This is a genomic window from Burkholderia sp. BCC1999 (assembly GCF_905339975.1).
In the GTDB taxonomy this organism is placed as follows: domain Bacteria; phylum Pseudomonadota; class Gammaproteobacteria; order Burkholderiales; family Burkholderiaceae; genus Burkholderia.
The window spans coordinates 176,047-201,021 of the sequence record NZ_CAJPHP010000012.1 but is presented as its reverse complement, the minus strand read 5'-3'; the positions used below and the strand labels follow the sequence as shown (position 1 = coordinate 201,021).

The 24,975-nt window shown below is 65.0% G+C and carries 24 protein-coding genes; 17 read left to right on the top strand and 7 right to left on the bottom strand.

The features are described from left to right. The first annotated feature begins 22 nt into the window (after positions 1-22). From U5809_RS19475 to U5809_RS19415, 13 genes are all read left to right on the top strand, one after another. On the top strand, positions 23-517 hold the full coding sequence (locus U5809_RS19475; RefSeq protein ID WP_322087751.1) for a prepilin peptidase: 495 nt from the start codon (positions 23-25) through the stop codon (positions 515-517). After that, a complete protein-coding gene (locus U5809_RS19470; RefSeq protein ID WP_322087750.1) occupies positions 514-1,008 on the top strand; it encodes a TadE family protein in 495 nt (164 codons plus the stop codon). The genes U5809_RS19475 and U5809_RS19470 overlap by 4 nt, the downstream gene beginning before the upstream one ends. A 95-nt stretch (positions 1,009-1,103) precedes the next feature. After that, positions 1,104-2,003 (top strand): Flp pilus assembly protein CpaB, encoded by a 900-nt coding sequence (cpaB, locus tag U5809_RS19465; RefSeq protein WP_322087749.1) that lies wholly within the window; start codon positions 1,104-1,106, stop codon positions 2,001-2,003. 53 nt (positions 2,004-2,056) lie between these two features. After that, entirely contained in the window at positions 2,057-3,388 is a 1,332-nt protein-coding gene (locus U5809_RS19460; protein WP_322087748.1) for a type II and III secretion system protein family protein, read from the top strand. 75 nt (positions 3,389-3,463) lie between these two features. After that, positions 3,464-4,702, top strand: a complete 1,239-nt coding sequence (locus U5809_RS19455; protein ID WP_322087747.1) for a fimbrial protein — start codon at positions 3,464-3,466, stop codon at positions 4,700-4,702. A gap of 3 nt (positions 4,703-4,705) precedes the next feature. Continuing rightward, the gene (locus U5809_RS19450; protein ID WP_322087746.1) at positions 4,706-6,049 is read left to right on the top strand and encodes a CpaF family protein; all 1,344 of its coding nucleotides are present in this window, start codon (positions 4,706-4,708) and stop codon (positions 6,047-6,049) included. After that, the gene (locus U5809_RS19445) at positions 6,042-7,022 is read left to right on the top strand and encodes a type II secretion system F family protein (protein WP_322087745.1); all 981 of its coding nucleotides are present in this window, start codon (positions 6,042-6,044) and stop codon (positions 7,020-7,022) included. Before U5809_RS19450 ends, U5809_RS19445 begins: the two co-directional genes overlap by 8 nt. A 4-nt stretch (positions 7,023-7,026) precedes the next feature. After that, positions 7,027-8,025, top strand: coding sequence for a type II secretion system F family protein (locus U5809_RS19440; RefSeq protein ID WP_322087744.1), 999 nt, complete (start codon positions 7,027-7,029; stop codon positions 8,023-8,025). Positions 8,026-8,054: 29 nt separating this feature from the next. Further along, positions 8,055-8,882: a pilus assembly protein gene (locus U5809_RS19435; RefSeq protein ID WP_322087743.1), complete on the top strand. Its 828-nt coding sequence runs from the start codon at positions 8,055-8,057 to the stop codon at positions 8,880-8,882. Between the two features lie 23 nt (positions 8,883-8,905). Further along, a complete protein-coding gene (locus U5809_RS19430) occupies positions 8,906-9,235 on the top strand; it encodes a DUF3613 domain-containing protein (RefSeq protein WP_322087742.1) in 330 nt (109 codons plus the stop codon). 12 nt (positions 9,236-9,247) lie between these two features. After that, the gene (locus U5809_RS19425) at positions 9,248-11,059 is read left to right on the top strand and encodes a TadG family pilus assembly protein (RefSeq protein ID WP_322087741.1); all 1,812 of its coding nucleotides are present in this window, start codon (positions 9,248-9,250) and stop codon (positions 11,057-11,059) included. Between the two features lie 13 nt (positions 11,060-11,072). Continuing rightward, a complete protein-coding gene (locus tag U5809_RS19420) occupies positions 11,073-12,464 on the top strand; it encodes a sigma-54 dependent transcriptional regulator (RefSeq protein ID WP_322087740.1) in 1,392 nt (463 codons plus the stop codon). Between the two features lie 54 nt (positions 12,465-12,518). Then, positions 12,519-13,226 (top strand): DUF2968 domain-containing protein, encoded by a 708-nt coding sequence (locus U5809_RS19415; protein ID WP_322087739.1) that lies wholly within the window; start codon positions 12,519-12,521, stop codon positions 13,224-13,226. 77 nt (positions 13,227-13,303) lie between these two features. Here the strand turns inward: U5809_RS19415 and hfq are convergent, their stop codons facing one another. Continuing rightward, complete coding sequence (hfq, locus tag U5809_RS19410; RefSeq protein WP_176051275.1) at positions 13,304-13,885, bottom strand: RNA chaperone Hfq; 582 nt, start codon at positions 13,883-13,885, stop codon at positions 13,304-13,306. A 295-nt stretch (positions 13,886-14,180) separates the two neighbouring features. On the opposite strand from hfq, the gene U5809_RS19405 reads away from it, so the two are divergent. Then, positions 14,181-14,462, top strand: a complete 282-nt coding sequence (locus U5809_RS19405) for a PXPV repeat protein (RefSeq protein ID WP_124454877.1) — start codon at positions 14,181-14,183, stop codon at positions 14,460-14,462. A gap of 27 nt (positions 14,463-14,489) precedes the next feature. On the opposite strand, the gene U5809_RS19400 is transcribed toward U5809_RS19405, so the two are convergent. From U5809_RS19400 to U5809_RS19385, 4 genes are all read right to left on the bottom strand, one after another. Further along, positions 14,490-15,407, bottom strand: coding sequence for a DUF1571 domain-containing protein (locus U5809_RS19400; RefSeq protein ID WP_322087738.1), 918 nt, complete (start codon positions 15,405-15,407; stop codon positions 14,490-14,492). 29 nt (positions 15,408-15,436) lie between these two features. Next, on the bottom strand, positions 15,437-17,191 hold the full coding sequence (locus U5809_RS19395) for an AMP-binding protein (RefSeq protein ID WP_322087737.1): 1,755 nt from the start codon (positions 17,189-17,191) through the stop codon (positions 15,437-15,439). Positions 17,192-17,348: 157 nt separating this feature from the next. Further along, positions 17,349-18,167, bottom strand: a complete 819-nt coding sequence (locus tag U5809_RS19390; RefSeq protein WP_322087736.1) for a TetR/AcrR family transcriptional regulator — start codon at positions 18,165-18,167, stop codon at positions 17,349-17,351. Positions 18,168-18,382: 215 nt separating this feature from the next. Next, the gene (locus U5809_RS19385) at positions 18,383-19,603 is read right to left on the bottom strand and encodes an MFS transporter (protein ID WP_322087735.1); all 1,221 of its coding nucleotides are present in this window, start codon (positions 19,601-19,603) and stop codon (positions 18,383-18,385) included. Positions 19,604-19,884: 281 nt separating this feature from the next. On the opposite strand from U5809_RS19385, the gene U5809_RS19380 reads away from it, so the two are divergent. From U5809_RS19380 to U5809_RS19370, 3 genes are all read left to right on the top strand, one after another. Next, the gene (locus U5809_RS19380; protein WP_322087734.1) at positions 19,885-20,427 is read left to right on the top strand and encodes a GNAT family N-acetyltransferase; all 543 of its coding nucleotides are present in this window, start codon (positions 19,885-19,887) and stop codon (positions 20,425-20,427) included. A 130-nt stretch (positions 20,428-20,557) separates the two neighbouring features. Continuing rightward, the gene (locus U5809_RS19375; RefSeq protein WP_322087733.1) at positions 20,558-21,184 is read left to right on the top strand and encodes a ParB-like protein; all 627 of its coding nucleotides are present in this window, start codon (positions 20,558-20,560) and stop codon (positions 21,182-21,184) included. A gap of 24 nt (positions 21,185-21,208) precedes the next feature. After that, on the top strand, positions 21,209-22,939 hold the full coding sequence (locus U5809_RS19370; protein ID WP_322087732.1) for a SulP family inorganic anion transporter: 1,731 nt from the start codon (positions 21,209-21,211) through the stop codon (positions 22,937-22,939). 22 nt (positions 22,940-22,961) lie between these two features. Here U5809_RS19370 and U5809_RS19365 read toward each other — a convergent pair whose 3' ends face one another. Both U5809_RS19365 and U5809_RS19360 read right to left on the bottom strand, forming a co-directional pair. Next, positions 22,962-23,897: a carbohydrate kinase gene (locus tag U5809_RS19365; protein WP_322087731.1), complete on the bottom strand. Its 936-nt coding sequence runs from the start codon at positions 23,895-23,897 to the stop codon at positions 22,962-22,964. A gap of 128 nt (positions 23,898-24,025) precedes the next feature. Then, positions 24,026-24,970 carry an ABC transporter substrate-binding protein gene (locus U5809_RS19360; protein ID WP_176051271.1) on the bottom strand — a complete coding sequence of 315 codons (945 nt, stop codon included), beginning with the start codon at positions 24,968-24,970 and terminating at the stop codon, positions 24,026-24,028. Between the last annotated feature and the right edge of the window lie 5 nt (positions 24,971-24,975).

Below are 24,975 nucleotides of genomic sequence, written 5' to 3'. Positions count from 1 at the left end.
AGTTTTGCCGCTCGGGGCGTAAATGATCCTGCTAACTGGCGTCGGGGTTTTCCTCGCGTGGGCGGTACTCGTCGCGCTCGAGGACATTCGCCACAGGCGTATCCCAAATTCACTGGTGGTCGGTGGACTCGTGTCTGCGTTTCTGCTCTCCGGACACAATCCATTCGGCATATCCGTAAATCAGGCGCTCATCGGCGTACTGATCGGCTTTGTCAGTCTTTTTCCATTTTTCGTGCTGCGCGTAATGGGTGCCGCGGATGTCAAGGTATTCACGGTGCTGGGTGCGTGGTGCGGTCCCCATGCGCTGTTGTGGCTCTGGATCGTTGCGAGCCTGCTCGCGTTTGCCCATGCCGGCACGCTGATCTTTGCCACTCGTACACCGGTATCTGCGCTCTGGCAGCGGCGGGCTCCGACGATGGAGATTGCCGGTTTTCGCGCGTCGCCGTATGCCGCGTTTCTCGTGATTCCAGCGGCGTTGTGGTGCCTGTACCGGATCGCAATCGGGGGAATGCAATGACGCTTTCTCGTCGTGCATCAGGAGGGCGGCGTCGCGAGCGCGGTGCGACGGCTATTGAATTTGCATTGATGCTGCCGGTGTTCTTTCTGATCCTGTACGCCATCATCACGTACGGAATGATCTTCGCCGCGCAGCAAAACCTGACACTTGCGGCGACAGAGGGCGCTCGCGCTGCGCTGAATTATCAGCAGGTGGGAGCGGCTGCGTCGGTACAGGCGGCACAGCAAGCCGCACTTGCCGCGCGGGCCCAGGCCGCCTGCACGGCCGCAACGAACCTGACCACTTGGCTGAAAGGATCGACATGCACGCCGACGCAGCAAGGTAGCTGTTCGTACGACACGACGATGCTGTGCGTGCAGATCACGCTGACCTATCCGTACTCGCAGAACCCGCTGGTCCCGCCGTTTCCGCTGCTCGGCTCGCTGTTGCCGGTGCCCTCGGCACTCATCGGAACTGCGATGGTGCAGATCAGCCCGGTCAACATCATATAGACGGCAGCGATGGCGTCGTGCCGGGTCAAGAGCGCCCGATCGGTAACGTCGCGCGAAGAATTCAATCGTGAGTAGCGGGGAAGCATAACAACACTATGGCCAACAACCTGACGAAGATCATTGCGGGCTTGCTGATCGCGATAGCGATCCTGCTCGGAGTCTATGCGTGGATGCTCGGTCGCAAGCCGGCCGACGTCGCGCCGGTGGCCGCGACGGTGGCGACGCAAAGCGTGCCTGTCGTCGTGGCGACCCGGCCATTGCAGGCCGGTCAGCCGATTCCAGCCGATGCGCTGAAAGTTCAGCAGTCGACTGCCGCGCCGACGGGCGCGTTTGCCGATCCGCTGCAACTGGTTGGTCGCATCCCGGCCGCCGACATTCCCGCGCAAGCGGCCGTCGTCGCAAGCGCATTGTCATCCGGTCTGGCCGAGCAGATCGCGCCGGGAGAACGCGCCGTCGCGATCAAGGTCGACGAGACCAACGCGGTCGGCAACCGCGTGCGGCCCGGCAACTATGTCGACGTGTTCCTGAACCTGAAACGCGATGGGACTGGCGTGGCGATTGGCGGGACGTCGACGGCCGAGATCGTGAATACCCAGGCGCGATTGCTGATGTCGAAGGTCCGCGTGCTGTCGTTTGGCGATGCCACAACCGAGCGAGATAGTTCGAACGGTTCCGTGGTCGGGATGCGGACCGCGGTGCTGGCAGTGCCGACCGCGCTGGTGGATGCGCTGACGCTCGCGGAGCAGAGCGGCCGGCTCGTGCTCGCACTTCGTAGCCCGCGCGACGACGATGTCGCAGCGCAGACCGTCGCGGTTCGGGTGGGCGACGACAAGAGCCCGTCGGCGCTTGCCGCAGCAGGTGTAATGCTGGGCGAGTTGTCGAAGAGTGCGACGGCGCCGGCTCCGCGTGCGGTTGTGCGGACAGCCACGCGGCATGCGGGCGGTGGCAGCATCGAAGTGATTCGGGGTGGGCGGACCGAGACGGTCGCCTATTGAGCAGGACGAAGACGACAACCAGAGAAGGGGGGCGGACCGATGCCTCCAAAACAATGAAAAAGAAACTGATTGGATTGGCTATTGCATTGAGCGCGCTGGCAATGCCGCCGCTGTCGGACGCGGCCGACACGAGCGGGACGATCAGCCTTGCGATCGGCGCACAACGGCAGCTTGCAATGGGGCATGCGCTGCAGCGGGTTGCGGTCGGCGATCCGTCGGTTGCCGATGTGCTTGTCGTGAAGGGCGGGCGCGGCGGTGTGCTGCTTGTCGCGAAGAGCGCCGGGTCGACGAACGTGATGATATGGGAGCGCGGCCGCGACGAACCGACCGTCTACAACGTGAGTGTCACGAGCGGTGCCGCGCGTGCGCTGCTTGACGGCGCATCGCCGAGCGTGAACACGTACGGCGGCACGACGGTGATCGGCGGTGCGTCCGGGACGCTCGACGGGCATCAGCGGGCGGTTCATGCGGCGAAGACGGTCAGCGGCAAGGATGGGACGACTCTTGATGCATCGACGATTTCCGGCAAGAACGTCGTGCAGGTCGACGTGCGTGTCGTCGAATTCAGCCGTTCAGTGCTGAAGCAGGCGGGTCTCAACTTCTTCAAGCAGAGCAATGGTTTTTCGTTCGGTGCATTCGCGCCGACAGGGCTGACGTCGATTACCGGTACGCCGGGCGGCTCGCTCACCTACAACACGAACGTGCCGATCTCGTCGGCATTCAACCTCGTCGTCAATTCGGTGTCGCATGGGCTGTTCGCGGATCTGTCGATTCTCGAAGCGAACAATCTTGCTCGCGTGCTTGCACAGCCTACGCTCGTCGCGTTGTCGGGCCAGAGTGCGAACTTCCTCGCAGGCGGAGAAATTCCGGTGCCGGTGCCGCAATCGCTCGGCACGATTTCCATCGAGTGGAAACCTTATGGCGTCGGACTCACTGTCACACCGACCGTGCTGAACCCACGGCGAATCGCGCTGAAGGTCGCGCCCGAGTCGAGCCAGCTCGACTTCGTGCATTCGATCACGATCAACGGAGTTCAGGTGCCCGCACTAACGACGCGGCGCGCGGACACGACGGTCGAACTTGGCGATGGGGAAAGCTTCGTGATCGGCGGCTTGGTCGACCGGGAGACGACGTCCAACGTCAACAAGGTGCCGTTTCTGGGCGATTTGCCCATCATCGGCGCGTTTTTCAAGAATCTGAGTTACCAGCAGAACGACAAGGAACTCGTGATCATCGTGACGCCACACCTCGTCGCACCGATTGCGCAAGGCGCATCGCTGCCGGCGACGCCGGGTGAACTGTCCGAACAGCGCGATGCTCCCGTGTGGCGTTCCTATCTGGGTGGCATGGCATCGCCGGACGCAGGGCCGGGGTTCTCGAAATGAGCGCGCCGATTCAATACGGGACAGCGCAGGCCGTCGCGCGCGACGCGATGCCTTGCTTCATTGGGAGTATCCAAGATGAATGCGAGAACCTATTCTTTGGCTGAGCCCGCCGTCACCGACCACTTCGTGTGCGCATCCTCGCTTGCGGAGCATGTGCAATGGCTGTCGCAGTCGCTGGTCTCGGCCGGCGCAGTCGAGGGCGCACCGCTCGACGGTGCGGCGTTGTCGCAGCGCATCGGCGTGTTGAATCCGGCGCTGGTATTCATCGATTTTTCGGGTGATTGCACGGCGGCGAGCACGGTTGTCGCCGCGGTACGCGTGTCGCATCCGGGAGTGCCGGTCGTCGCGCTGGGTTCGCTTGCGCAACCGGAGGGGGCACTCGCCGCGCTGCGCGCGGGCGTGCGCGATTTCGTCGATTTTTCCGCACCGGCCGACGAGGCGTTGCGGATCACGCGAGTGTTGCTCGATAACGTAGGCGAGCCGGCGAATCGCCACGGGAAGGTCACCGCGTTGCTCGGCGCTCGCGCCGGAATGGGTGTGAGCACGCTGGCTGCGAACTTGTCGGTGCTGATGCAGCGACGGCCCGCCGATCCTGCACTGACGGCGGCACTCCTTGATCTCGGATTGCCGGCTGGCGACGGTGCATTGTTCCTGAACACGCGCTGTGAATTCCATTTCGTCGAGGCCGTCCGCAACCTGCGTCGAATCGACCGCACGTTCGTGACGACCGCGCTTGCACGCCATTCGAGCGGTGTTGCACTGACGACGTTGCCGCCGAACCTCGCCGATCTGCGCGAGGTTGCAACGGCGTCGTGTTCGGCATTGCTGAATCGGCTGCGGGCATTCTTCGATCACCAGATTGTCGATCTCGGTGGTTTCCCGAATCGCGAATTCATCGCACAGGTCGTGAATCTTGCGGACGAAGCATGGCTCGTTTGCGACCAGGGTGTGGCGTCGGTCGTATCGGCGGTCGAGATGCTGGACGGGCTGCGCGATGCGGGGGCCGCGACTGAACGGATTCGGCTCGTCGTCAACCAGTTCGACGCAGATCTCGGGCTAATGCCTGCACAGATCGCCGAGCGGTTGGAGTTGTCGCTGGTTGCGACGTTACCGTCACGGCGCGTGTCCATCGGGCATGCAGCGAACCAGGGCAAGCTGATTGCGGAAGTCGCGGAACGCGACCCATACGTACGTGCGCTTGGACCGTTGGTCGAGCGCCTCGTGGGTGCGCCTGCGCCAGGAGCGGCACAGCGCGCGGCCGGTGGCCTCTCGGCGCTCAGGCGAATCATTCAATCCTCAACGAAGCGGTCGTAAGTGATGGCACACGACATTCAATTTGCCGACGGCGCAGCGCCGTTCTCGCAAACGCAGCAGTTCCACGACATCAAGAATGCCGCTCACGAACATCTGCTCACGCGGATTGAGGAACTGGGTGCCGAATTCGGCCGTTGGTCGCGGCAGGCGATCAACCAGTTCGTCGATCTCGAGATCGACAGCTTCGTGCGGCTACGGCGGATCCCGCTCAACGAGAGTGAGGTGCGTGCGGTTGCCGAGGCGCTGACGAAAGAGCTCGCCGGTTTCGGGCCGATCGAAGACCTGTTGGCCGATCCGCACGTCGAGGACATCCTGATCAACGGCTACAACGATATCTACGTGTCACGGCACGGGATACTGTCGAAGCTGCCGATTCGCTTTACCGATAATGCCCATCTGCTGCGAATCGTGCGGCGGATTCTCGCGCCGGTCGGCCGGCGACTCGACGAATCGAATCCGATGGTCGATGCGCGACTGCCCGATGGCGGCCGTGTCAACGTGGTGATCGAACCGCTGTCGATCGACGGTCCGGTCGTGTCGATCCGTAAGTTTCGCAAGGACCCGCTGAAGCCCGAGGACCTGCTGGGCAACGGTACCTACAACGAAGAAATCGGCCGGCTGCTCGAGGCCGCGGTCGAGGCGCGCTGCAATGTCCTCGTGTCGGGTGGCACCAGTTCGGGCAAGACGTCGCTGCTGAACGCGCTAGCGTTCCATATCCCCATGGCCGAACGCGTCGTGACGATCGAGGATACGGCCGAACTTTCGCTGAATCACCCGCACGTTGTGCGGCTCGAGAGCCGTCCGGGCGGGTTCGACGGCAGCGGCGTCGTGACGATTCGCGATCTGTTGCGAAACACGTTGCGGATGCGGCCGGACCGGATCATCGTCGGCGAAGTGCGCGGCGGCGAAGTGCTCGAAATGCTGCAGGCGATGAATACCGGCCACGACGGATCGATGGGCACGGTGCACGCGAGTTCGCCGCGCGAGTGTCTGTATCGGCTCGAGATGCTTGCCGGTTTCGCGGGTTTTCAGGGGACCGAGGCAAGTCTGCGCAGGCAGATCGCCAACGCGATCGATTTCATCGTGCAGATTGGCCGGCTGTCCAACGGTCGTCGGCGCATCCTGTCGATCACCGAAGTCACCGGCATGTCGGACAACATCGTATCGACGCAGGAACTGTATCGCTACGAGGCACGCGTTACGCCTGAGGGCGACGAGATCGATCATTGGGAGTCGCTCGGCATTCATCCGCATTCGCCGAAGCTCGCACGTTTCCGCAACACGCTGGTGGCGAGCGGCGGCGGGTTCGGCGGCAGTTTCGGGCGAGGCGGAGGTTTCAATGTCTAGCGGCACCTTGCTCGCGCTGATGTTCGCGCTGATCTGCGCGGCGGCCGGGTTGCTGCTGTGGCGCGGAAGCCAGGTGCGGGAAGGGCGTGCGCATACGCAACGGTTCTTCGACAGCCGGGTGGGTCAGGGCGCGCGTACCGAACTGCCGGCTGGCGACGCACGCACCATGCGTACCGCGGCGGCCGGTATGGTGAACGCGCAGGAGCCGGAACAGGGTTTGGCGCGCTGGCGATCGTTGGTGCTCGGCGGGTGGACTGTGCTGTCCGACCGCGCGGGGCTCGATGAAGTGCGCGCTGGCCTCGTGCTGGGTCTCGCGATCATTGCGCTGCTCGCGCTGTGGGCAGGCACGGCTGGCGGGCTGCTCGCGGCAGCAGCTGCGCTCGTTGCGGGCGGGGTGCTCGTCATCCTGTGGATCACGTCGCGCATCAGCAGGCGCCGCCTGAAGATCGTCCGTCAGTTGCCGTCGTTCCTCGACGGGATCGTGCGGCTCGTGACCCTCGGGAACAGCGTGCCGGCGGCCTTCCAGTCAGCGCTTCAGACGGCCGAGATGCCGCTGCGCCGCTGCCTCGACGACGTTTCACAGATGCTGCGCTCAGGCGTCGAGATCGATCGCGCGATGCTGCACATTGCACACACGTACCGGATCCGCGAATTCGAACTGGTCGGTGCGGTGCTGCGTCTGTCGGTCCGCTACGGTGGGCGGGCGGACGTGATGCTCGATCGGATGTCGACGTTCATGCGCGATCTCGAGCAGGCTGAGCGCGAACTGTCCGCGATGTCGGCCGAGACCCGGCTGTCGGCATGGGTGCTGGCGCTGTTGCCGATCGCAGTCGGCAGTTTCGTCATCTCCACGAGCCCGCGCTACTTCACGGCGATGTGGAATGACGACTCTGGGCGCCAGCTGATTTATCTGGCGTTTGCGCTGCAGGCGGTGGGCGGTTTTTGGCTGTACCGGCTCGCGCGGCTGAGGTGAATCGATGGATGCAAACCGTTTAGGCGCACTGGCGCTGGTGCTCGGATCGGTCGGCGTGCTGCTGCTTGCCGTGCTCGCGATCGTTCGCGTTGTGCTCGTGCAGCGTGCCGAGCGCGCGCTGGTGAATGCGCTTGACCGCCGGACCGCGGCAATCGAAGCGGCCGCTGCGCGAGCCGGTTCCGCCGAGCCTGCGCGCGATGCGGCTGCACCTGCTGCTGCGCGCGGACGTTTCGCGGGGCTGCGAGAACGCTTCGAAGCTGTCGGGATGCGGTGGCTCGAGACCGGCTTCAGCCGATATCTGATTGCCGACGAAGATCGTCAACTGCTGGATCAGTGCGGTTTTGTCGACGTCCGTGCGAGAGCGCTGTTCGTCAGTGCGCGCATCGTTGGCGCCATCCTGCTGCCGGCGTTCGCCGTGTTGATACTGATCAGCCGCGGACACGAGGCGCGCTGGCCGCTCTGGATCTCCTTCGCGCTCGTGACCGGCTACATGTTGCCGAAAATATACGTGCGCCGGCGTGCCGCTGCGCGCCGACAGAGTATCGCGGCCGAATTGCCGCTGCTCGTTGACATGCTGAGGCTTCTGCAGGGTGTTGGCCTGTCGCTCGACCAGAGCATTCAGGTTGTTACGCACGATTTCCAGACCATGCTGCCCGTATTGTCGTGGGAGCTCGGCGTTGCGCAACGGCAGTTCGCGGCCGGACGCACGCGCGAACAATCGCTGCAACGTCTCACGAACAGCTTCGACAACGAGGATCTGCGTGCGATCGTGCGATTGCTGATCCAGGTGGACAAGCACGGCGGCGCGGTGCAAGAGCCGCTGAAGCAGTTTGGCGATCGACTGCGGGAAGGGCGTCGCGCGACGCTGCGTGAGCAGATCGGCCGCCTGACGGTGAAGATGACCGGCGTGATGATCGTCACGTTGTTGCCTGCGCTGTTGATCGTTACCGCGGGGCCCGGGATCATGACCGTGCTGTCCGCGCTTGCTGCGTTTCAGCACTGACGCGGCACGAGGGGAAGGAGCGACACAAGATGAATCGATTTGGTTGGATCCGCGCGATCGCAGGGGCGACGGCGTTCGGGTTGCTCGCCAGCGGGTGCTCGGTGTTCAAGGAGTCCGGATACGGGATCGGTGCGCAGGCCGAGCGCGGCGCGCTGATGCAGGCTGCTGCCGACAAGAGTGCGCCGCCCGATACGCCAGGCATGTACCTGGGCCTGATCGAGCGGATGCAGGGGCAAGGACTGTATTTTGCGTCACTGGCGCACATCGATCAGTACGAGAAGCAATATGGTGCATCGCCGGACACGATCCTGCTGCGTGCCGACGCATTGCGCGCGACGGGCCAGTACGACGCCGGCGTGGCTGCCTATACGAAGTTGCTGACGACGCCGCTCGCCGCGCGCGGGTATCGCGGGCTGGGTCTGACCGCCGGCGCCCGCGGCGATTTTGCGCTTGCCGCGCAGCAACTCGAACAGGCGACGGTGCTTGCGCCGACCGACGCGGCGACGCTGTCCGACCTCGCATATTCGAAGATGCGCGAAGGCGATCTGGCAGGCGCACGCGTGCCGCTGCTGAAGGCAGCCGAACTCGAGCAGAAGAACCCGAAAATCCTCAGCAACTTTGTGCTTTACCTGCTCGCGAGCGGCCATGCGAAGGATGCGCGGCGACTGATGGATCAGCAGAAGCTTTCGTCCGCGGTACGTGGCCAGATCCACGACGACGAGACGAAGGTCGAGGCCGCGATGCGCGCAAAGCAACGCGCAGTCGCACACGTGCCGGGCAATGTGTCCGCGCCCTCGGTCGCGAGCAGCGACAACTTCGATCTTGCGGTGCCGCTGCTGCAGCGTTTCGCGCGATAACGACGATATTCACGGAGGCCATCATGTTTCACCTTTCCTCAATCCGCGTGCGAGCCGTGTGCATTGCGTTCGCGTGCGCGCTTGGCGCGGGCATCGCGCATGCGCAGGGCGATACGCCGGTGTCCGAAATCGGTCATGCGACGAACGCGCTGCTCGACCTGCAGCGCTCGAATCGCGCGGCCGTCACGCCGCAACCGATCGACGGCGCGGCCGGGACGTATGCCTATCAGCGCTATATCGACTCGTTCAAGACGACGATTCCGCAGTGGTTCGGCACGATGTCGGCGTCGGGCGGCGGTAATGGCGGTGGCAGCGGCGGCGGTGGACTGTCCGGTGGCGACCTCGCGCGCTGACGGAGCAAAACGGTGAATACCCGGCACAGTGGCGGTGTTATCCGCCGCGCGTCACGGCAGCGCGGCGCGTTCTCGGTGATGGCGATCATCGCGACGCTGATCGCCATTACGACGCTCGGCGCCATTGGCGTCGGTAATCTCTTTTATCAGCGTCGGGACGTGCAGCGGATTGCCGACATGGCGGCGCTCGCGGCCGTGCAGCGGATGGATGACGCGTGTTCACAGCCGACGGCCACCGCGACCAGCAATGCGCAGTCGAACGGGCTCAACGCATCGAACGGCGACACGATCAGCGTCGAATGCGGCCGCTGGGACACGGCGGTCAACCCGAAACCCAGCTACTACGCTTCCGCGACCCCAGGGACCACGCAGTTGAACGCGGCCAAGGTGATCGTCACGCGTCAGGTGCCGTTTTTCTTCGTCGGACCGCCGCAGCCCGTATCCGCGGTATCGACCGCGCGTTCGACGAACATCGATACGTTCTCGGTCGGCGCAACCCTTGCCGCGCTCGGCGGTGTCGGCTGCGCTGGCGGATCCGCACCGACATCCGGCAATCCGGGGCTCGTCAACGGACTGATTGGCGGGCTGCTCGGCGCCAGCCTGAACCTGAATATCGGGTCGTATCAATCACTCGCATGTACGAACGTGACGGTCGGCGATCTCGTCGTGGCGGCTGGTGTCGGCACGGTCGATCAGTTGCTCGCATTGAAGCTAACATTGCCACAACTGGTCCAGCTGATGGTGAACGCGGCCACGCAGACGACCGTCGCGAATGCAAACCTGCAGGCGAGCCTCGCCACGCTGCAGGCGATCCTGAGCGCCAACATTCCGGGGACGTCGATCGGCCTCGGCGGAGCGGGCGGGTTGCTGAACGTCGCACTCGCGGATACGCAGGCGGCGCTCAACGCGCAGGTGGACCTGCTCGACCTGCTGCTCGTCAGCGCGGAAATCGCGGCAACGGGCAAGCCGGCGGTCACGGTCAATGTGCCGTCGTTGAATCTCGGCGGGCTGACGGGGACGCAACTGCAGGTGCAGATCATCAGCCCGCCTTCGATCGGCATCGGCGAAGGCGGGATCGATCCGTCGACGGGAACGTGGCGCACGAAGGCGTCGACCGCTGCGGTGGGCGTGTATCTCAATGTCGATCTTGGCACGACGCAGTTGCCCCTGGTCGGCGCATTGCTGAATTTGCTGAACGTGAATGTCGATGTGAATCTGCCGATCTATCTGCAAGTCGGTACCGGCACTGCGACGTTGAATTCAACGCAGTGTGCGTCCACACAGGCGGCAAGCACGGTCGTCATTACCGCGCAACCGGGCGTAGCCAATCTGTGCATCGGCCAGCCGCCACTCGATTCGTCCGGCAAGATCAGCCTGTCGTCGACTTACAGTTGTACGTCGCCCGGGCAGATCATCAATGCGAATGTGCTCGGGCTTGCGCAGTTGACGGCGACCCTGTCCAACGTATCGGTTCAGGTGCAAGGCGCTGCCCAATCGCATACCTTCAATGGCGTGCCCGGGATCGATGCGGACTACTGGACAGTGAACTCGAATGCGCTCGGTTCGGCGCTTAGTTCGGCCTTGACGCAGCTCGCGGCTGCGAAGATCACCGTCAACCTCGGCTTGTTCGGTGCGAATATCCTGACAGTCCCAGGGAACTTCGTTTCCACCTTGCTCTCGTTTTTGACCGGCCTGCTCGGCCCGCTCCTGTCGAGTCTTGACGCAGTCCTCGTTCCGCTGCTGAATCTGCTTGGCGTTCAGGTCGGCGCGGCGACGGTCCATCAGATCTCGCTCAATTGCGGGGTCGCCCAAACGGTTTACTGAAGAAGCAGATCAGATGAGAAATACGCCCGCAATCGAAGAGCTCGACCTGTACGTCTGGGAAGGCAAGGCGGACATCGTCGACCGCGTCGCCCGGTGCATGGCGAGCTTCGACGTCGAAGTGATCCGCGCCGACAACGCGGAGATCTCGCCCGAGCGCGCCGCATTGCGGCCGTCGCTCGCGATCATCAGCGTGACGATGATCGAAGGCGGCGCCGCGTTCCTGCGCGACTGGCAGGCCAACATCGGCATGCCGGTGGTCTGGGTCGGCGCGGCGCGCGACCACGACGCGTCGCAGTATCCGCCCGATTATTCGCACATCCTGCCGCTCGACTTCACGTGCGCCGAGCTGCGCGGCATGATCGGCAAGCTCGTCACGCAACTGCGTGCGCACTCGGCCGAAACGTTGCAGCCGTCCGAACTCGTCGCGCACTCCGAATCGATGCAGGCGCTGCTGCACGAAGTCGATACGTTCGCCGACTGCGATACCAACGTGCTGCTGCACGGCGAAACCGGCGTCGGCAAGGAGCGCATCGCGCAACTGCTGCACGCAAAGCATTCGCGCTACCGGCACGGCGAATTCGTGCCGGTGAACTGCGGCGCAATCCCCGACGGCCTGTTCGAATCGCTGTTCTTCGGTCATGCGAAAGGATCGTTCACGGGCGCGGTTGTTGCGCATAAAGGCTATTTCGAGCAGGCGGGCGGCGGCACGCTGTTCCTAGACGAAGTCGGCGATCTGCCGCTGTATCAGCAGGTCAAGCTGCTGCGCGTGCTCGAGGACGGCGCGGTGCTGCGCGTCGGCGCGACGGCGCCGGTCAAGGTCGATTTCCGGCTGGTCGCGGCGAGCAACAAGAAGCTGCCGCAGCTCGTGAAGGAGGGGCTGTTCCGCGCCGATCTCTACTACCGGCTCGCGGTGATCGAGCTGAGCATTCCGTCGCTGGAAGAGCGCGGTGCAGTCGACAAGATCGCGCTGTTCAAGTCGTTCGTCGCGCAGGTCGTTGGCGAGGAGCGGCTCGCGGAGTTGTCCGATCTGCCTTACTGGCTGACGGATTCGGTCGCGGACAGCTATTTCCCCGGCAACGTGCGCGAACTGCGCAACCTCGCCGAGCGTGTCGGCGTGACGGTGCGGCAGACGGGCGGGTGGGATGCGGCGCGGCTGCAGCGGCTGATCGCGCACGCGCGCAATTCGGCTCAGCCGGTGCCGGTGGAGAGCGCGGCGGAGGTGTTCGTCGATCGCAGCAAGTGGGACATGAACGAGCGCAGCCGCGTCATTGCGGCGCTCGACGCAAACGGTTGGCGTCGTCAGGATACGGCGCAGCAACTCGGCATCAGCCGCAAGGTACTGTGGGAAAAAATGCGCAAATATCAGATCTTTGACGAAGAGCCCGAGACACGCGAAAGCGAGTAATTAATGAGATAAAATCGCGCTGAATTACAACGACTCGGGCGGGAATAAAACTTCATGAGCCATATGACGGGGTTGGGGCGGGTGAGCGTGTTGCTCGCCCTGGTGGGAGGCATGCAGGGCGCGTTCGCGCAGGGGCTGGCCGGCAGCGATTCGCCGGCGGTGCAGCAGGCGTCGGCACCGGTGGCGGCGATTCCGGTGATCGATCAGCAGGGCCAGATGTCGGTGCAGCCGCAGGCGGGCGAATCGACGGGGCCGAGCACGGTCGACGATCTGCAGCGCCAGATCCAGGCGCATTCGCTGACGGAAATGCGCACGAGCTACAACGGCAGCTACGGCGCGAGCCTGCTGTTCAATGTGAAGGACGGTGCGTACTTCGTCGCGCTGTTCCAGCAGAAGGCGTTCTGGCGCGTGATCAAGACGTACGACGAAACGCGCGCGGAAGCGATCTATCGCGATTTCTCGCGTCAGGCGGAGCGGCTGGCCATCAACGAACTGCGGGCGGCGAAGCTGGAATCGCAGAAGGCGCAAATGGACAAGCAGATCGAGGTCACGCAGGATCGTGCAAGGCGCCTGCAGGCCGACATCTCGATCGCACGCCAGCAGCAGGCGGCGGTCGCGGATCGCCAGAAGAGTGTGCGCAGCGAGACGGCGGCATTGCAGGCGCAACAGGCCGAACTTCAGTCGCAACTGCGCGCGTTGCAGCAGCAGGTGCGTTCGCTGCAGCGTGAGGCCGATGCGGGCCTGCCGACGACGGCACGCTGAACCCGGCAGCGGTGCGGCGACATGCCGCGCCGGCTGCACAAGTAAAAAGGGCAAGCCGGTTGGCTTGCCCTTTTGTTTTACTGGCCGTCCGGCACGATTCGCCGACGGCGTGTGACGATCACCGGACCGTTGCCGCCGCGTGCATCCGACGACGACGCGTTGCCGGAAGCATCACCGCTGTCGCGCGGCGCGCCATAGCTTTCGCGCGGTTCACGGGGTTCGCGCGGGGCGCCGTAGCCTTCACGCGGCTCACGCGAGCCGTAACCTTCGCGCGGTTCGCGCGAGCCATAGCCTTCACGCGGTTCGCGGGAACCGTAGCCGCCGCCGTCGCCGCGTGATTCGCGCGGGCCGCCGTGCGAGCCGTACGGGCTGTGACCGCCGCCTTCACGGCCGCCGGGGCGACCGCCGGTGCGCGGCCCGCGAGGACCGCCGCCGCCCGGGCGCGAGCCGCCGGTGTCGAGCTGGATGGTGGAAATCGCGCGCTTGTAGATGCCTTGCAGACCCACGGGGGTGCGCAGCATCACCAGGTACTGGTCGAACGACTCGATGCACCCCGTCAGACGAATGCCGTTGACGAGATAGATTTCAACGCGCTTACGTTCCTTGCGCGCCGAATTGATGAAGTCGTTTTGCGGATGGGATTCTGCGGGATTGGCCATTGAGGTGCGGCAGGAGCCTGCGTCAGAGAATATGTTGTGCGTGTGTGTGGCGTGTTCGTCCACAAGGTGTTTGGCGGGATTCTACCCTGTTCAATAGGGAAGCGCGCAGTCGTCATTGTGTCGAACCGTAACCCACTATAGACGTTCCAGCGCATTTTCGCGATTCGGCCGAATAGCTAAAGCCGTTTCGTTACGTCGCGTTACGACTCTCGCAGCGCCGTATCACCTCGCCGCGTGCGGTGCGCTTACATTCGTCGCGTGAGCCGGGCGGGCCGGCGTATCAGGGATGCAGAACATGAACATGAGGCAATGGGCAGGGTGGGTCGGCGGCGTGGCGTTGCTGGCTTCCGGCAGTGCAATGGCGCACGTCGACCTGTCGGTCGGCATCGGCGTACCGGTCGCACCGGTCTATGTCGAGCCGGCACCGGTCTATGTGGCGCCGCAGCCGGCCGTCGTCGCTTATCCGGGCTACGGATACGGCTACTATGGCGATGACGACGACGATCGCTACCGGAAGTGGCGCAAGCACTATTACAAGCATTGGCGCAAACACCACGGCGACGACGATGACGATTGATCCCGACTTCAACCGCGCCGGTACGCATCAGAACGCGTAGTCCGGGTTTTTCGGATCGAATGCGGTGTCGTCGAGCGTGGCCGGCGCGATTTTCTCGATGACGATCCGCTCGAAGATCTTGCCGTCGTTGTCATAGGACTCGACGGTCCGGAAATAGGGCGCGTGCAGGTCGAGCCCGAGGACTTCCTTCTTCGCGTAGAACTGCGGCCGGCCGGTCGGCGTCTCGTAGGTGAGCGCGACGACGCGTACGCCGCCGATCGATTTTGCTTCGACCTGGGTCGGCCGTTGCACGCCGGCTTCCAGGTACTTCTTCCCTTCGGTCAGGTACAGGTTCGTGATGAACTCGGTGCCGAGATCCTTCACCTGGTGATTCGACTGGGCACGCGCCAGCGCGCCGTCGAGCGCCGTCCACAGCGGAATCTTGCCGAGCAGGCCGCCGAGATGGCCGTACATCTCGTCCTTGCGCTGCGTCGTGTCGTAGATGGTTTCCTGTCCCGCATGCGCGCCGCCCGGCAGCCACTTTGCATATACGCGCAGCGGTTCACGGGTGGTCTTCACCAGCATGCGGTCGGGCGTGTCGGACCATTTCCCGCTGATGCGCTCCTGGCGCACCATCGTGAACTGGTACGCCGGATAACCGTTAGGACCATTTCGGATATAGAGCGGCACGGCGAGCGGGTCGAGCGCCTTGAAGAGCGCGGTGAGCGTCGCGTCGTCGAGCTGCGCGAGCGTGCCGCGCTGCGCGGCCGCGCGCAGCCAGCGGGCCTGTTGCGCGATCGGTTCGCGCGTGACTTTCGCCAGGTCCGCCGGCAGCGCGACCTCCTGTGCCGCACTCGCGGCATCGGCCGTTTCCTGCGCATGCAGGCCCGCGTGCGCGAGCGACAGCACGCAAGCGACTGCCGCAGCGGCCGCATGCCGCTTATAGCGCTTCATTCCTTGGTTCATCGACAGCGTCTCCCGGAGCGATGGATCGTTCAGCCTTGCTTCGCGGCCTTGATTTTGGCGAGTTCCTCGTCGCGCAGCGCGCGGCGCAGGATCTTGCCGACGTTCGTCTGTGGGAGAGCGTCGCGGAACTCGACGAATTTCGGCATCTTGTAGCCGGTCAGGTTCTTGCGGCAGTGCGCGAGCACGTCCTCGACCGTCAGCGACGGGTCGCGGCGCACGACGAACACCTTGATCCGTTCGCCCTGTACCTCGTCAGGAATGCCGATCGCCGCGGCCTCGCTGATGCCCGGATGCATCACCAGCACTTCCTCGATCTCGTTCGGATATACGTTGAAGCCCGACACGAGGATCATGTCCTTCTTGCGGTCGATCAGGCGGATGAAACCGCGCTCGTCCATCACGCCGATGTCGCCGGTGCCGAGCCAGCCGTCGGCGTCGATCACCTTGGCCGTCTCGTCCGGGCGCTGCCAATAGCCGCGCATCACCTGCGGGCCGTGCACGCACAGCTCGCCGGGCTCGCCGACGGGCGCCCAGGTGCCGTCCTCGCGGCGAAAGCGCACGACGGTCGACGGCGCGGGCAGGCCGATCGAGCCGCTGAACGCGGCCATGTCGTTCAGGTCCACGGGGTTCATCGTGACGATCGGCGAGCATTCGGTGAGGCCGTAGCCTTCGACGACCGGCCGCCCCGTCACCTGCTGGAAGCGCTCCGCGACCGCGCGCTGCATCGCCATCCCGCCGGCCATCGCGAGCTTGAGCTTCGAGAAGTCGCGCTTGCGGAATTCCTCGTTGTCGAGGAACGCGTTGTACAGCGTGTTGATGCCGGTGATCCCCGTGAACGTTTCGTTGCGGATGATCTTCATCACCATCTTCATGTCGCGCGGGTTCGCGATCAGGATGTTGCGCCCGCCGAGTCCCATGAAGATGAACGCGTTCACCGTCAGCGAATAGATGTGATACAGCGGCAGCGGCGTGAGCACGGTTTCGACGTCGCCCGACACCTGGTCGGCGATCCACGCCTTCGCTTGCAGCAGGTTCGCGATCAGGTTGCCGTGCGTGAGCATCGCGCCTTTCGCGACACCGGTCGTGCCGCCCGTGTATTGCAGGAACGCGAGGTCGTCGCGCGTCGTCTGCACCGGCTGCGGCTTGCCGCGCGCGCCGAGCGCGAGGGCGGAGCGCAGCCGGATGGCCTGCGGCAGGTGGTAGGCCGGCACGAGCTTCTTCACGTGCTTCAGCACGAAATTGATCAGGCGTCCTTTCGCATTGAAACCGTCGGCGAGCAGATCGCCGAGCGCGGTGACGACGATGTTCTTCACCTGCGTTTCCGGCAGCGCGTCCTGCAGTGTGCGCGCGAAGTTCTCGAACACGACGATCGTCTGCGCTCCGCTGTCCTTCAACTGGTGTGCGAGTTCGCGCACGGTGTAGAGCGGATTGACGTTGACGACGATCGCACCGGCCTTCAGCGTGCCGAACAGCGCGACCGGGTACTGGAACGTGTTGGGCAGCATGATCGCGACGCGATCGCCCGGCTTCACGCCGAGGCTTTGCAGGTACGACGCGAATGCGTCGACTTTCCGCGCGAGCGTGCGATAGGTCATCGACGCGCCGGCGCTCACGTACGCGACGCGATCGGCGAAGCGGGTCGTGCATTCGTCGAAGAACTGCACGAGCGACGCGTATTGCGCGACGTCGATTTCGTGCGGGACGCCGGGCGGATATGACGCGTACCAGATGCCGTCGGTGTTCGGCGGGATCTGGGCCGCTGTGGTTGCTGCGGAAGATGACATGACGTGTCTCCGGTCTTTGCTCTCGGCGAGGGCGGGCGTTTCGACGCCTGCCCATGCCCCGTGCTTCGCGGTCGATCGGCGTGGGCGCCTCGACGCCCCGCAGGACCGCGCGTATCAATCAAATCATGAACAGGAAGCCGCGCGTGGCCCCGCGCGCTCAGTTCGTGGAATGCAGTGTCGCCGTATCGGCAGCGGCCGCAGACGACGGCAGCCCGAACACTTCGCTGGCGCCCGCGTCGTCAAGCACTGCCGCGAAGATCGACAGCTGCGCGCTGTCGGGCATCGGCGCCTTCAGCGCGGCGACGATCAGCGACGACAGCCGGGCGATCATCTGCACGTCGTTCATCGTGCGGCCCTGCGAGAACTCGTCGATCAGGCTTTCCGTCTCGGCGCCCGCGAGTGCGCCGGACAGCGCGCCGATCGCGAAGTGCAGCCGCCAGCCGAGCTCGGTGCGCGGCAGATGCGGCAACGCGCGCTGGAACGCGTCGAAGAAGCGGCCCGCGACGCTCGCGTAGTGCGCGGTCAGGAAGTTGCGCACGAACGGCGATGGATCGGTGTACGCGCGGCCGATCAGCCGGAGGAACCCGGGCCCGCCGCGTTCGGGATTGCGCGACGCCTTCAGCGCGGGAATGAACATCGCGCCGAGTACGTGCTCGCAGGTGATGTGCGTGCCGAGCTGTGCGTCGAAGCGGTCGAGGATGCCGAGACGCTCCTGGTTGAGCTGGTCGAGCCGACGCGACAGCATTGCGTGGATCAGCGCTTCCTTGCTGCCGAAGTGGTAGTTGACCGCCGCGAGGTTGACCGCCGCGCGCGATGTGATCTGCCGCATCGACATCGCTTCGAAGCCATGCTCGATGAACAGGTCCTCGGCTGCATCGAGGATGCGCGCCTTCGTCCCGCCGGTCTGCCGAGTGCCGGATGACCGCGCGCCGGACGGCCGTCCCGCGGATGGCCGCCCCTCCTGACTTACTGCCATGTTCCGCCTCCCATGCCGGTTTCCCGGCCGCGAACAGGTGATTTGATTATCTGATTCAAACAGTCGTTTTTATTAAGATAAAAAAACGCGGGCATGGCGGGCAAGCAGGGAATCTGGACAAATTCCTCTAGTTCGATGTGCGAATGCGGAAAGTATGACGCGCGGCCCCGGCCAGGCGGGGCACGCGCGATGGTGCGGTGCGACAACGCGTGGAGTCAGCCGACGCTGCTACGCGTATTGACCGATTGCGTCATGTCGATGCCGCGCCTTTCGCGGCTGAACAGGATCAGCACGGCGATCACGACGGCGACGGTGCCGGCGACAAGCGCAAGCGCAAGGCCGTAGTTGTTGCCGTGCGAAACGGCGAGCGACGCCTGCATCGTCGCGTTGCCGGACGCGAGCAGGTTGCCGAGCTGATAGACGACACCGGGGAAGGTCGCGCGGATTTCGTCGGGCGAGATCTCGTTCAGGTGGACCGGGATCACCCCCCACGCGCCCTGGACCGAAATCTGCATCAGGAACGCGCCGGCGGCGAGCGCAACCGGGCCGCTCGAGAACGCCCACAGCGGCAGCACGGGCAGTGCGATCAGCGCGGCGATGAAGATTGCGCGGCGCCGGCCGATCCGCTCCGAGATCGAGCCGAACGACAGGCCGCCGACGATCGCGCCGATATTCAGCACGATCGTGATCCACGACACGGTATGCGGATCGAAGTGATGCTGTTCGCGCAGGAAGGTCGGATAGAGATCCTGCGTGCCGTGCGAGAAGAAGTTGAACGCGGTCATCAGCACGATCGCGTAGATCGTGAGCTTCCAGTTCTGCTTCATCGTGGCGCCGAGGCTTGGGCGCGGGCGCTTCTCCATCTGTTTCCACGCGGGCGATTCGGGCACGTGCGCCCGGACGTACAGCACGAGCAGCGCGGGCAGCACGCCGACCATGAACATTCCGCGCCAGCCAATGTACTGGTAGAACAGACCGAACACGACGGACGCGAGCAGGTAGCCGCTCGGATAGCCGGCCTGAAGCAGCCCCGACACGAAGCCGCGCGCATGGGTCGGCACGGTCTCCATCGTCAGCGCGGAGCCGACGCCCCATTCGCCGCCCATCGCGACGCCGAACAGTGCGCGCAGCACGAGCAGCGCCGTGAGGCTCGGCGCGAAACCCGACGCGAGCTCGAGCAGCGAATAGCACGCAATGTTGACCATCAGCGTCGGGCGTCGGCCGAAGCGATCGGCGAGCCGGCCGAAGATCAGTGCGCCGAGCGGGCGCATCGCAAGCGTCAGCGTGAGCGCGAACGCAACGGCGGGGATCGTCGACGCGAATTCCGCGGCGATGTCCTTCAGCACGAAGACCATCAGGAAAAAATCGAACGCATCGAGCGTCCAGCCGAGATAGGCGGCGATCGTGACGTTGCGTTGTTCGCGGGTCCAGCTCATGTCCGAAATCTCCACGTTGGCTTGCGCGCTCACGATGTGCATGCGGATGCCGGTCCGGCCTGCGCGCGGTGCGGGGGCATGGATCGAGTGTAGGCCGCAGCGCCGCGCGATGTAGGGCGCGATAACGCCGAATCGGGAATAATCCCTACGAAATGAACTGTTTCGGAAACGGAAACGGCGCCGCGCGAGCCAGGCGACAGGCATCTGTATCATTCCGGAAGGCTGTTTGTATTTGTTCTGTAATGCGCTCGATGCGCATCGTCACCGAATCAGGAGTCCCGATGACCGAACGTTCCATCGACGCGCTGCCCGTGCTCGAAACGGCGAGGTTGTGGCTGCGTCCGCGCGTGCTGGCCGATCTCGATGCGTGCCTCGCGATGGATCGCGATCCCGAGGTCACGCGGCACATCGCGGGCCCGTGGCACGACCCTGACGAGCATCGCCGCTTCGTCACGCACCGGATCACGCGCGATTATCCGCCGGGCCTCGGTTACTGGTCGATCTTCGAGAAGGCCGCGCCCGACGCGTTCATCGGCTGGATCCTGCTGATTCCCGACTATGCGGATGGCGCGCGCGACGTCGAGATCGGCTGGCGGCTCGTGCGTGCGACCTGGGGGCGCGGCATCGCGAGCGAGGCCGCGCAAGCCGTCGTGAGTCACGCGTTCGACACCGTGCGCCTGCCGCGCGTGATCGCCGATATCGCGGAAGCCAACAGCGGCTCGTTGAACGTCGCGCGCAAGCTCGGAATGCATCGCGTGAGTGTCGTGGCAGACGGCATTCCTTACATTCGTCATCGACTCGAACGCAACGATCTGCGCGCGTAGCGCAGCGTCGTGCGCAGGCATGGACGGTTGTCAGAAATCGTCAATCGAATGCGTATCGAGGTCATGACGTATTAACGGTTCGCGCGATCAGGAGTATCGTTGCCGGAATTTCGCAACATGGGGTACGACCATGGCACTCGGCAACGATGTTCACCTGATTCCCGTCAAGCTGGAAGAACTGCGTCCCACGCAGATGACGGTCGGCTATCGCGAAGTCAAGGCGAAGCGCAAGCACTGGAAGGCGCTCAGCAAGCGCGCGCGCAAGGCAGCGATCGAATCGCACTGGTTCCCGGCCGTGCTCGGCCCGGACGGCCTGCACTACATCACGGATCATCACCATCTCGGCCTCGCGCTGATCGAGGAAGGCGAGGCGCGCGTGAACGCGATGCTGCTGAAGGATCTGTCCTGGCTCGACGACACGATCTTCTGGCGGATGATGGAACACAACCAGTGGGTGCATCCGTTCGGCGCGGACGGTACGCGCCGCGACTATGAGTATTTGCCGAAGGCGCTGACGGGGCTCGTGGACGATCCGTACCGCAGCCTCGCGGGCGAGCTGCGCACCGCGGGCGGCTATGCGAAGGACGCGACGCCGTTCCGCGAATTCCTGTGGGCCGACTACCTGCGCCAGCACATCTCGCTCGACCAGATTCGCAAGAATTTCGCGAAGTCGCTCGACGTCGCGCTGCACCGCGCGCATGAGCAGGATGCGCGTTATCTGCCCGGCTGGTCGGGCGTCATCGCCGTCAAACCCTGACCGGCACACGGCGCCGACCGCCTCATGACGACCGCTCCGATCCGCCCCGACGCCGGCCCGCAGCATGCCGATCATTTCGCGCCGCTCGATGCGGCTTCGCCGCCGCCCAGGCGACGCATCGGCCTCGATGCGCTGGCCGGCCTGTCGATTGCCGGGCTGCTGATTCCTGAAGCGGTCGCGTATGCGGGGCTCGCCAACTTGCCGCCGCAAGCCGGCCTGATCGCGCTGTTGTCGGGGCTCGTCGTCTACGCGCTCACGGGCAGCAGCCGCTTCGCGATCGTGTCGTCGACGTCGTCGTCGGCCGCGGTGCTCGCGGCAACCGTGCTCGCCGAATCGGGGATGGCGCTGGCCGCGCAGCTCGCGCTCGCGGCCGCGCTCGTCGCGATGACGGGCGTGCTGTTCATCCTCGCGGGCGCCGCGCGGCTCGGCGGCATGTCGGATTTCGTCGCGCGGCCCGTGCTGCGCGGCTTCACGTTCGGCCTTGCGCTGACGATCGTCATCAAGCAGTTGCCGAAGATTCTCGCGATCTCCGTGCAGCACAGCGATGCGCCGCATGTCGCGCTCGACCTGATTACCGGCGCGCCGCATGCGAACCTCGCGAGTGTCGTGCTCGGCGCGACCGCACTGGCGTTGCTGTTCGCGCTCGGGCGGAGCTCGCGCGTGCCCGCGACGCTCGTCGTGATCGTGCTGTCGATCGCGGCCGGCTATGCGATCGACTGGCAGCGATACGGGATCGCGATCGTCGGCCGCATCGACTTCCGGCATCTCGAGTTCGGCCTGCCGACGCTCGACCGCAACGCTTGGATGCAGACCATCGAGCTTGCGTTCGCGTTGATGCTGATCCTGTACGCGGAATCGTACGGATCGATCCGCAACTTCGCGCTCAAGCACGGCGACAGCGTGTCGCCGAACCGCGATCTCGTCGCGCTCGGCTGCGCGAATCTCGTATCGGGCCTGTTGCACGGGATGCCTGTCGGCGCCGGCTATTCGGCGACGTCGGCGAACGAGGCGGCCGGCGCGCAGTCGCGTTTTGCCGGCCTGTGGGCGGCCGGCGTGGTTGCATTGATCGTCTGGCTGCTGCTGCCGCAGCTCGCGCGCACGCCGGAGCCCGTGCTCGCGGCGATCGTGATTTTCGCGGTCAGCCACTCGCTGCATCCGTCGGTATTCCGGCCGTACTGGGCGTGGCATCGCGACCGGCTCGTCGTGATCGCGGCGCTGCTCGCGGTGCTCGTGCTCGGTGTGCTGCACGGGCTGCTCGCGGCCATCGGCGTGAGCCTGCTGCTGACTCTGCGCAAGCTGTCCGAACCGAACGTGAGCGTGCTCGGCCGGCTGCGCGACAGCCACGATTTCGTCGACGTCGCGAGCCACGCCGATGCGAAACCGGTGCCGGGCGTGCTGATCGTGCGGCCCGAGGCGCAGCTGTTCTTCGCGAACGCGGACCGGATGCTCAATCGCGTGCGTGCGCTGATGAAGGCCGCGCCGGATACGCATACCGTGATGCTGAGCCTCGAGGAAACGCCGGATGTCGACGGCACGACGATCGAATCGTTGCGCACCTTCGCGGCTGAATGCGCGGCGCGCGGGTTGCGGCTCGCGCTGGTACGACTGAAGGTGCATGCACTGCATGCATTGCGTCGCGCGGCGGACGATACGCTTCACGACGATGCGATGTCGGAGCTGAGCGTCGACGAAAGCCTGCAACTGCTGAAGGCAGGCATGCCGCCGGACGGCAGCGACGGCACGACCGCCGCGTGACACGGCGGCGCGACGGCGCCGTCTAGAGCGAAAGCGCGGCGCCGGCCGTGCGATCGATCATGTCGATCACTTCCTCTGCAGTCGGCGCATAGGCGCCTGCGTGCGCACAGGCGACCGCCGCGCACGCGGCCGCGTAGCGCAGATGTTCAACGGCCGTTGCATCGGGGCGCGCAAGCTGGCTCGCGAGCCAGCCGCCGATGCTCGCATCGCCGCAACCGACGGTGTCGGCGACTTCGGTCGGGAACGCGGGCTGGAACAGCTCGGTGTCGCGATGCAGGAGCTGCATGCCCGATGCGCCGCGCGTGACGAGCAGTGTCGCGTCGGGTGCCCATTCGCGCAGTTGCGCGAGCGCGGCTGCCTCGTCGAGTTCGGGAAACAGCCCGCGCAGATCCTCGTCGGATACCTTGATCCAGTGCGCGAGCGCGGACAGCCGGCGCAGCGTGTCGCGATACGACGGCGCGGCCATCGGCGCGCGGAAGTTCGGGTCGAACGAAATCCGCTTGCCGGCCGCATGCGCGGCCTGCGCGACATCGATCAGGCGCGACGCGAGCGGCTCGCGCACGACGCCGAGCGAGCCGACGTGCACGATTTCGGCCGCATCGAAGGCGCCGGCGGGCAGGTCTGCCGGATCGAAGGCCAGATCGGCGCTGTTTTCACCGATGAAGAAATAGTGGGGCGGTTGCTTCGACACGACCATCGCGAGCAGCGGCGCGCGGTCGACCTGCCGGATGAAGCGCATGTCGAGCCCTGCGTCGGCGCTCTCGCGCATCAGCTCGTCGCCGAAGGTGTCGCGGCTGACCGTGCCGGCGAAGGCCGTCGGCATGCCGAGCCGCGCGCCGACGCGCGCGACGTTCCAGCATGAGCCGCCGGCGACGCTGTGCCAGTGCTGCGCGTCGTCGCGGATGAAGTCGGTCAGCGCTTCGCCGAATACGATCAGGCGGGGGAACGTCGTCGTCATGTCGAAACCTTGTGCCGTGGCGTGGCGCACGGCCGTACAGCGGTTGATCCGAAAAGGCGGGCAGTGCGGGGCCGTCGCGCATGGCGACACGGCCCCGCACCGCCCGGTTGCGCGGGCGGGCGGCGCGATCAGCGCGGCGTGCTCCAGCCCTTGTAGGTTTTCACGTTGTCGCGCGTGATGAGCGTCGGCTCGATCAGGATCATCGGATTGGCCGGCTTCTGTCCGTTCATGATCCCGTAGCCGACGTTGACCGCCTGCTGCGCCATCGCCCACGGATCCTGGCTCGACGACGCCTGCACGAGCGTGTTGGACTTGAGCGCGACTTCGATGTCCGGTGCGCCGTCGACCGACGTGATCACGATACCCGGGCGATTCAACTGCTTCGCGGCGAGGTCGCTGCCGATCGCCTGCGGGTCGTTGATCGTGAACACCGCATCGAGCTTCGGAAAGCGCGTCAGGTAGCCCTGCATCGCGTTCATCCCGCCTTCGCGCGAGCCCTTGCCGTCCTGGTCGCTCGACAGCAGCTTGATGCCGGCGTTTTTCGCGAGCACGGTCTTGCAGCCGTTGACGCGATCGATCACGGCCGATACCTGCGGGCCGTTCTCGATGATCACGTTGCCCTTGCCGTTGAGTTTCTTCGCGATGTAGTCGCACGCGAGTTCGCCGGCCTTCACGTTGTTGGTCTGCACGGTCGCGTTTGCGCCGGCCGCGGCCACGTCGACCGCGACGACCGTGATGCCGGCCGCCTGCGCTTTCTTCACCGCCGGCTCGATCGCCTTCGGATCGGTCGCGTTGAGCAGGATCATGTCGACGTGCGCGGAGATGAAGTTGTCGATCTGCGTGAACTGCTTGTTCAGGTCGTAGTCGGCCGAGACGGCCGTGACCTTTGCGTTCGGGTTGAGCTGCTTCGCGCGTGCTTCGGCACCCTTGACGATCGTGACGAAGTACGGATTGCCGAGCGACCCGACCGTGACGCCGATCGATTTGAGCGGCTTGTCGGCCGCGTGTGCGGCGGAAGCGCCGAAGGCGAGTGCGCAGGCGACGGCGGTCAGGGCGGCGGTGTGCTTGAACATGTCGT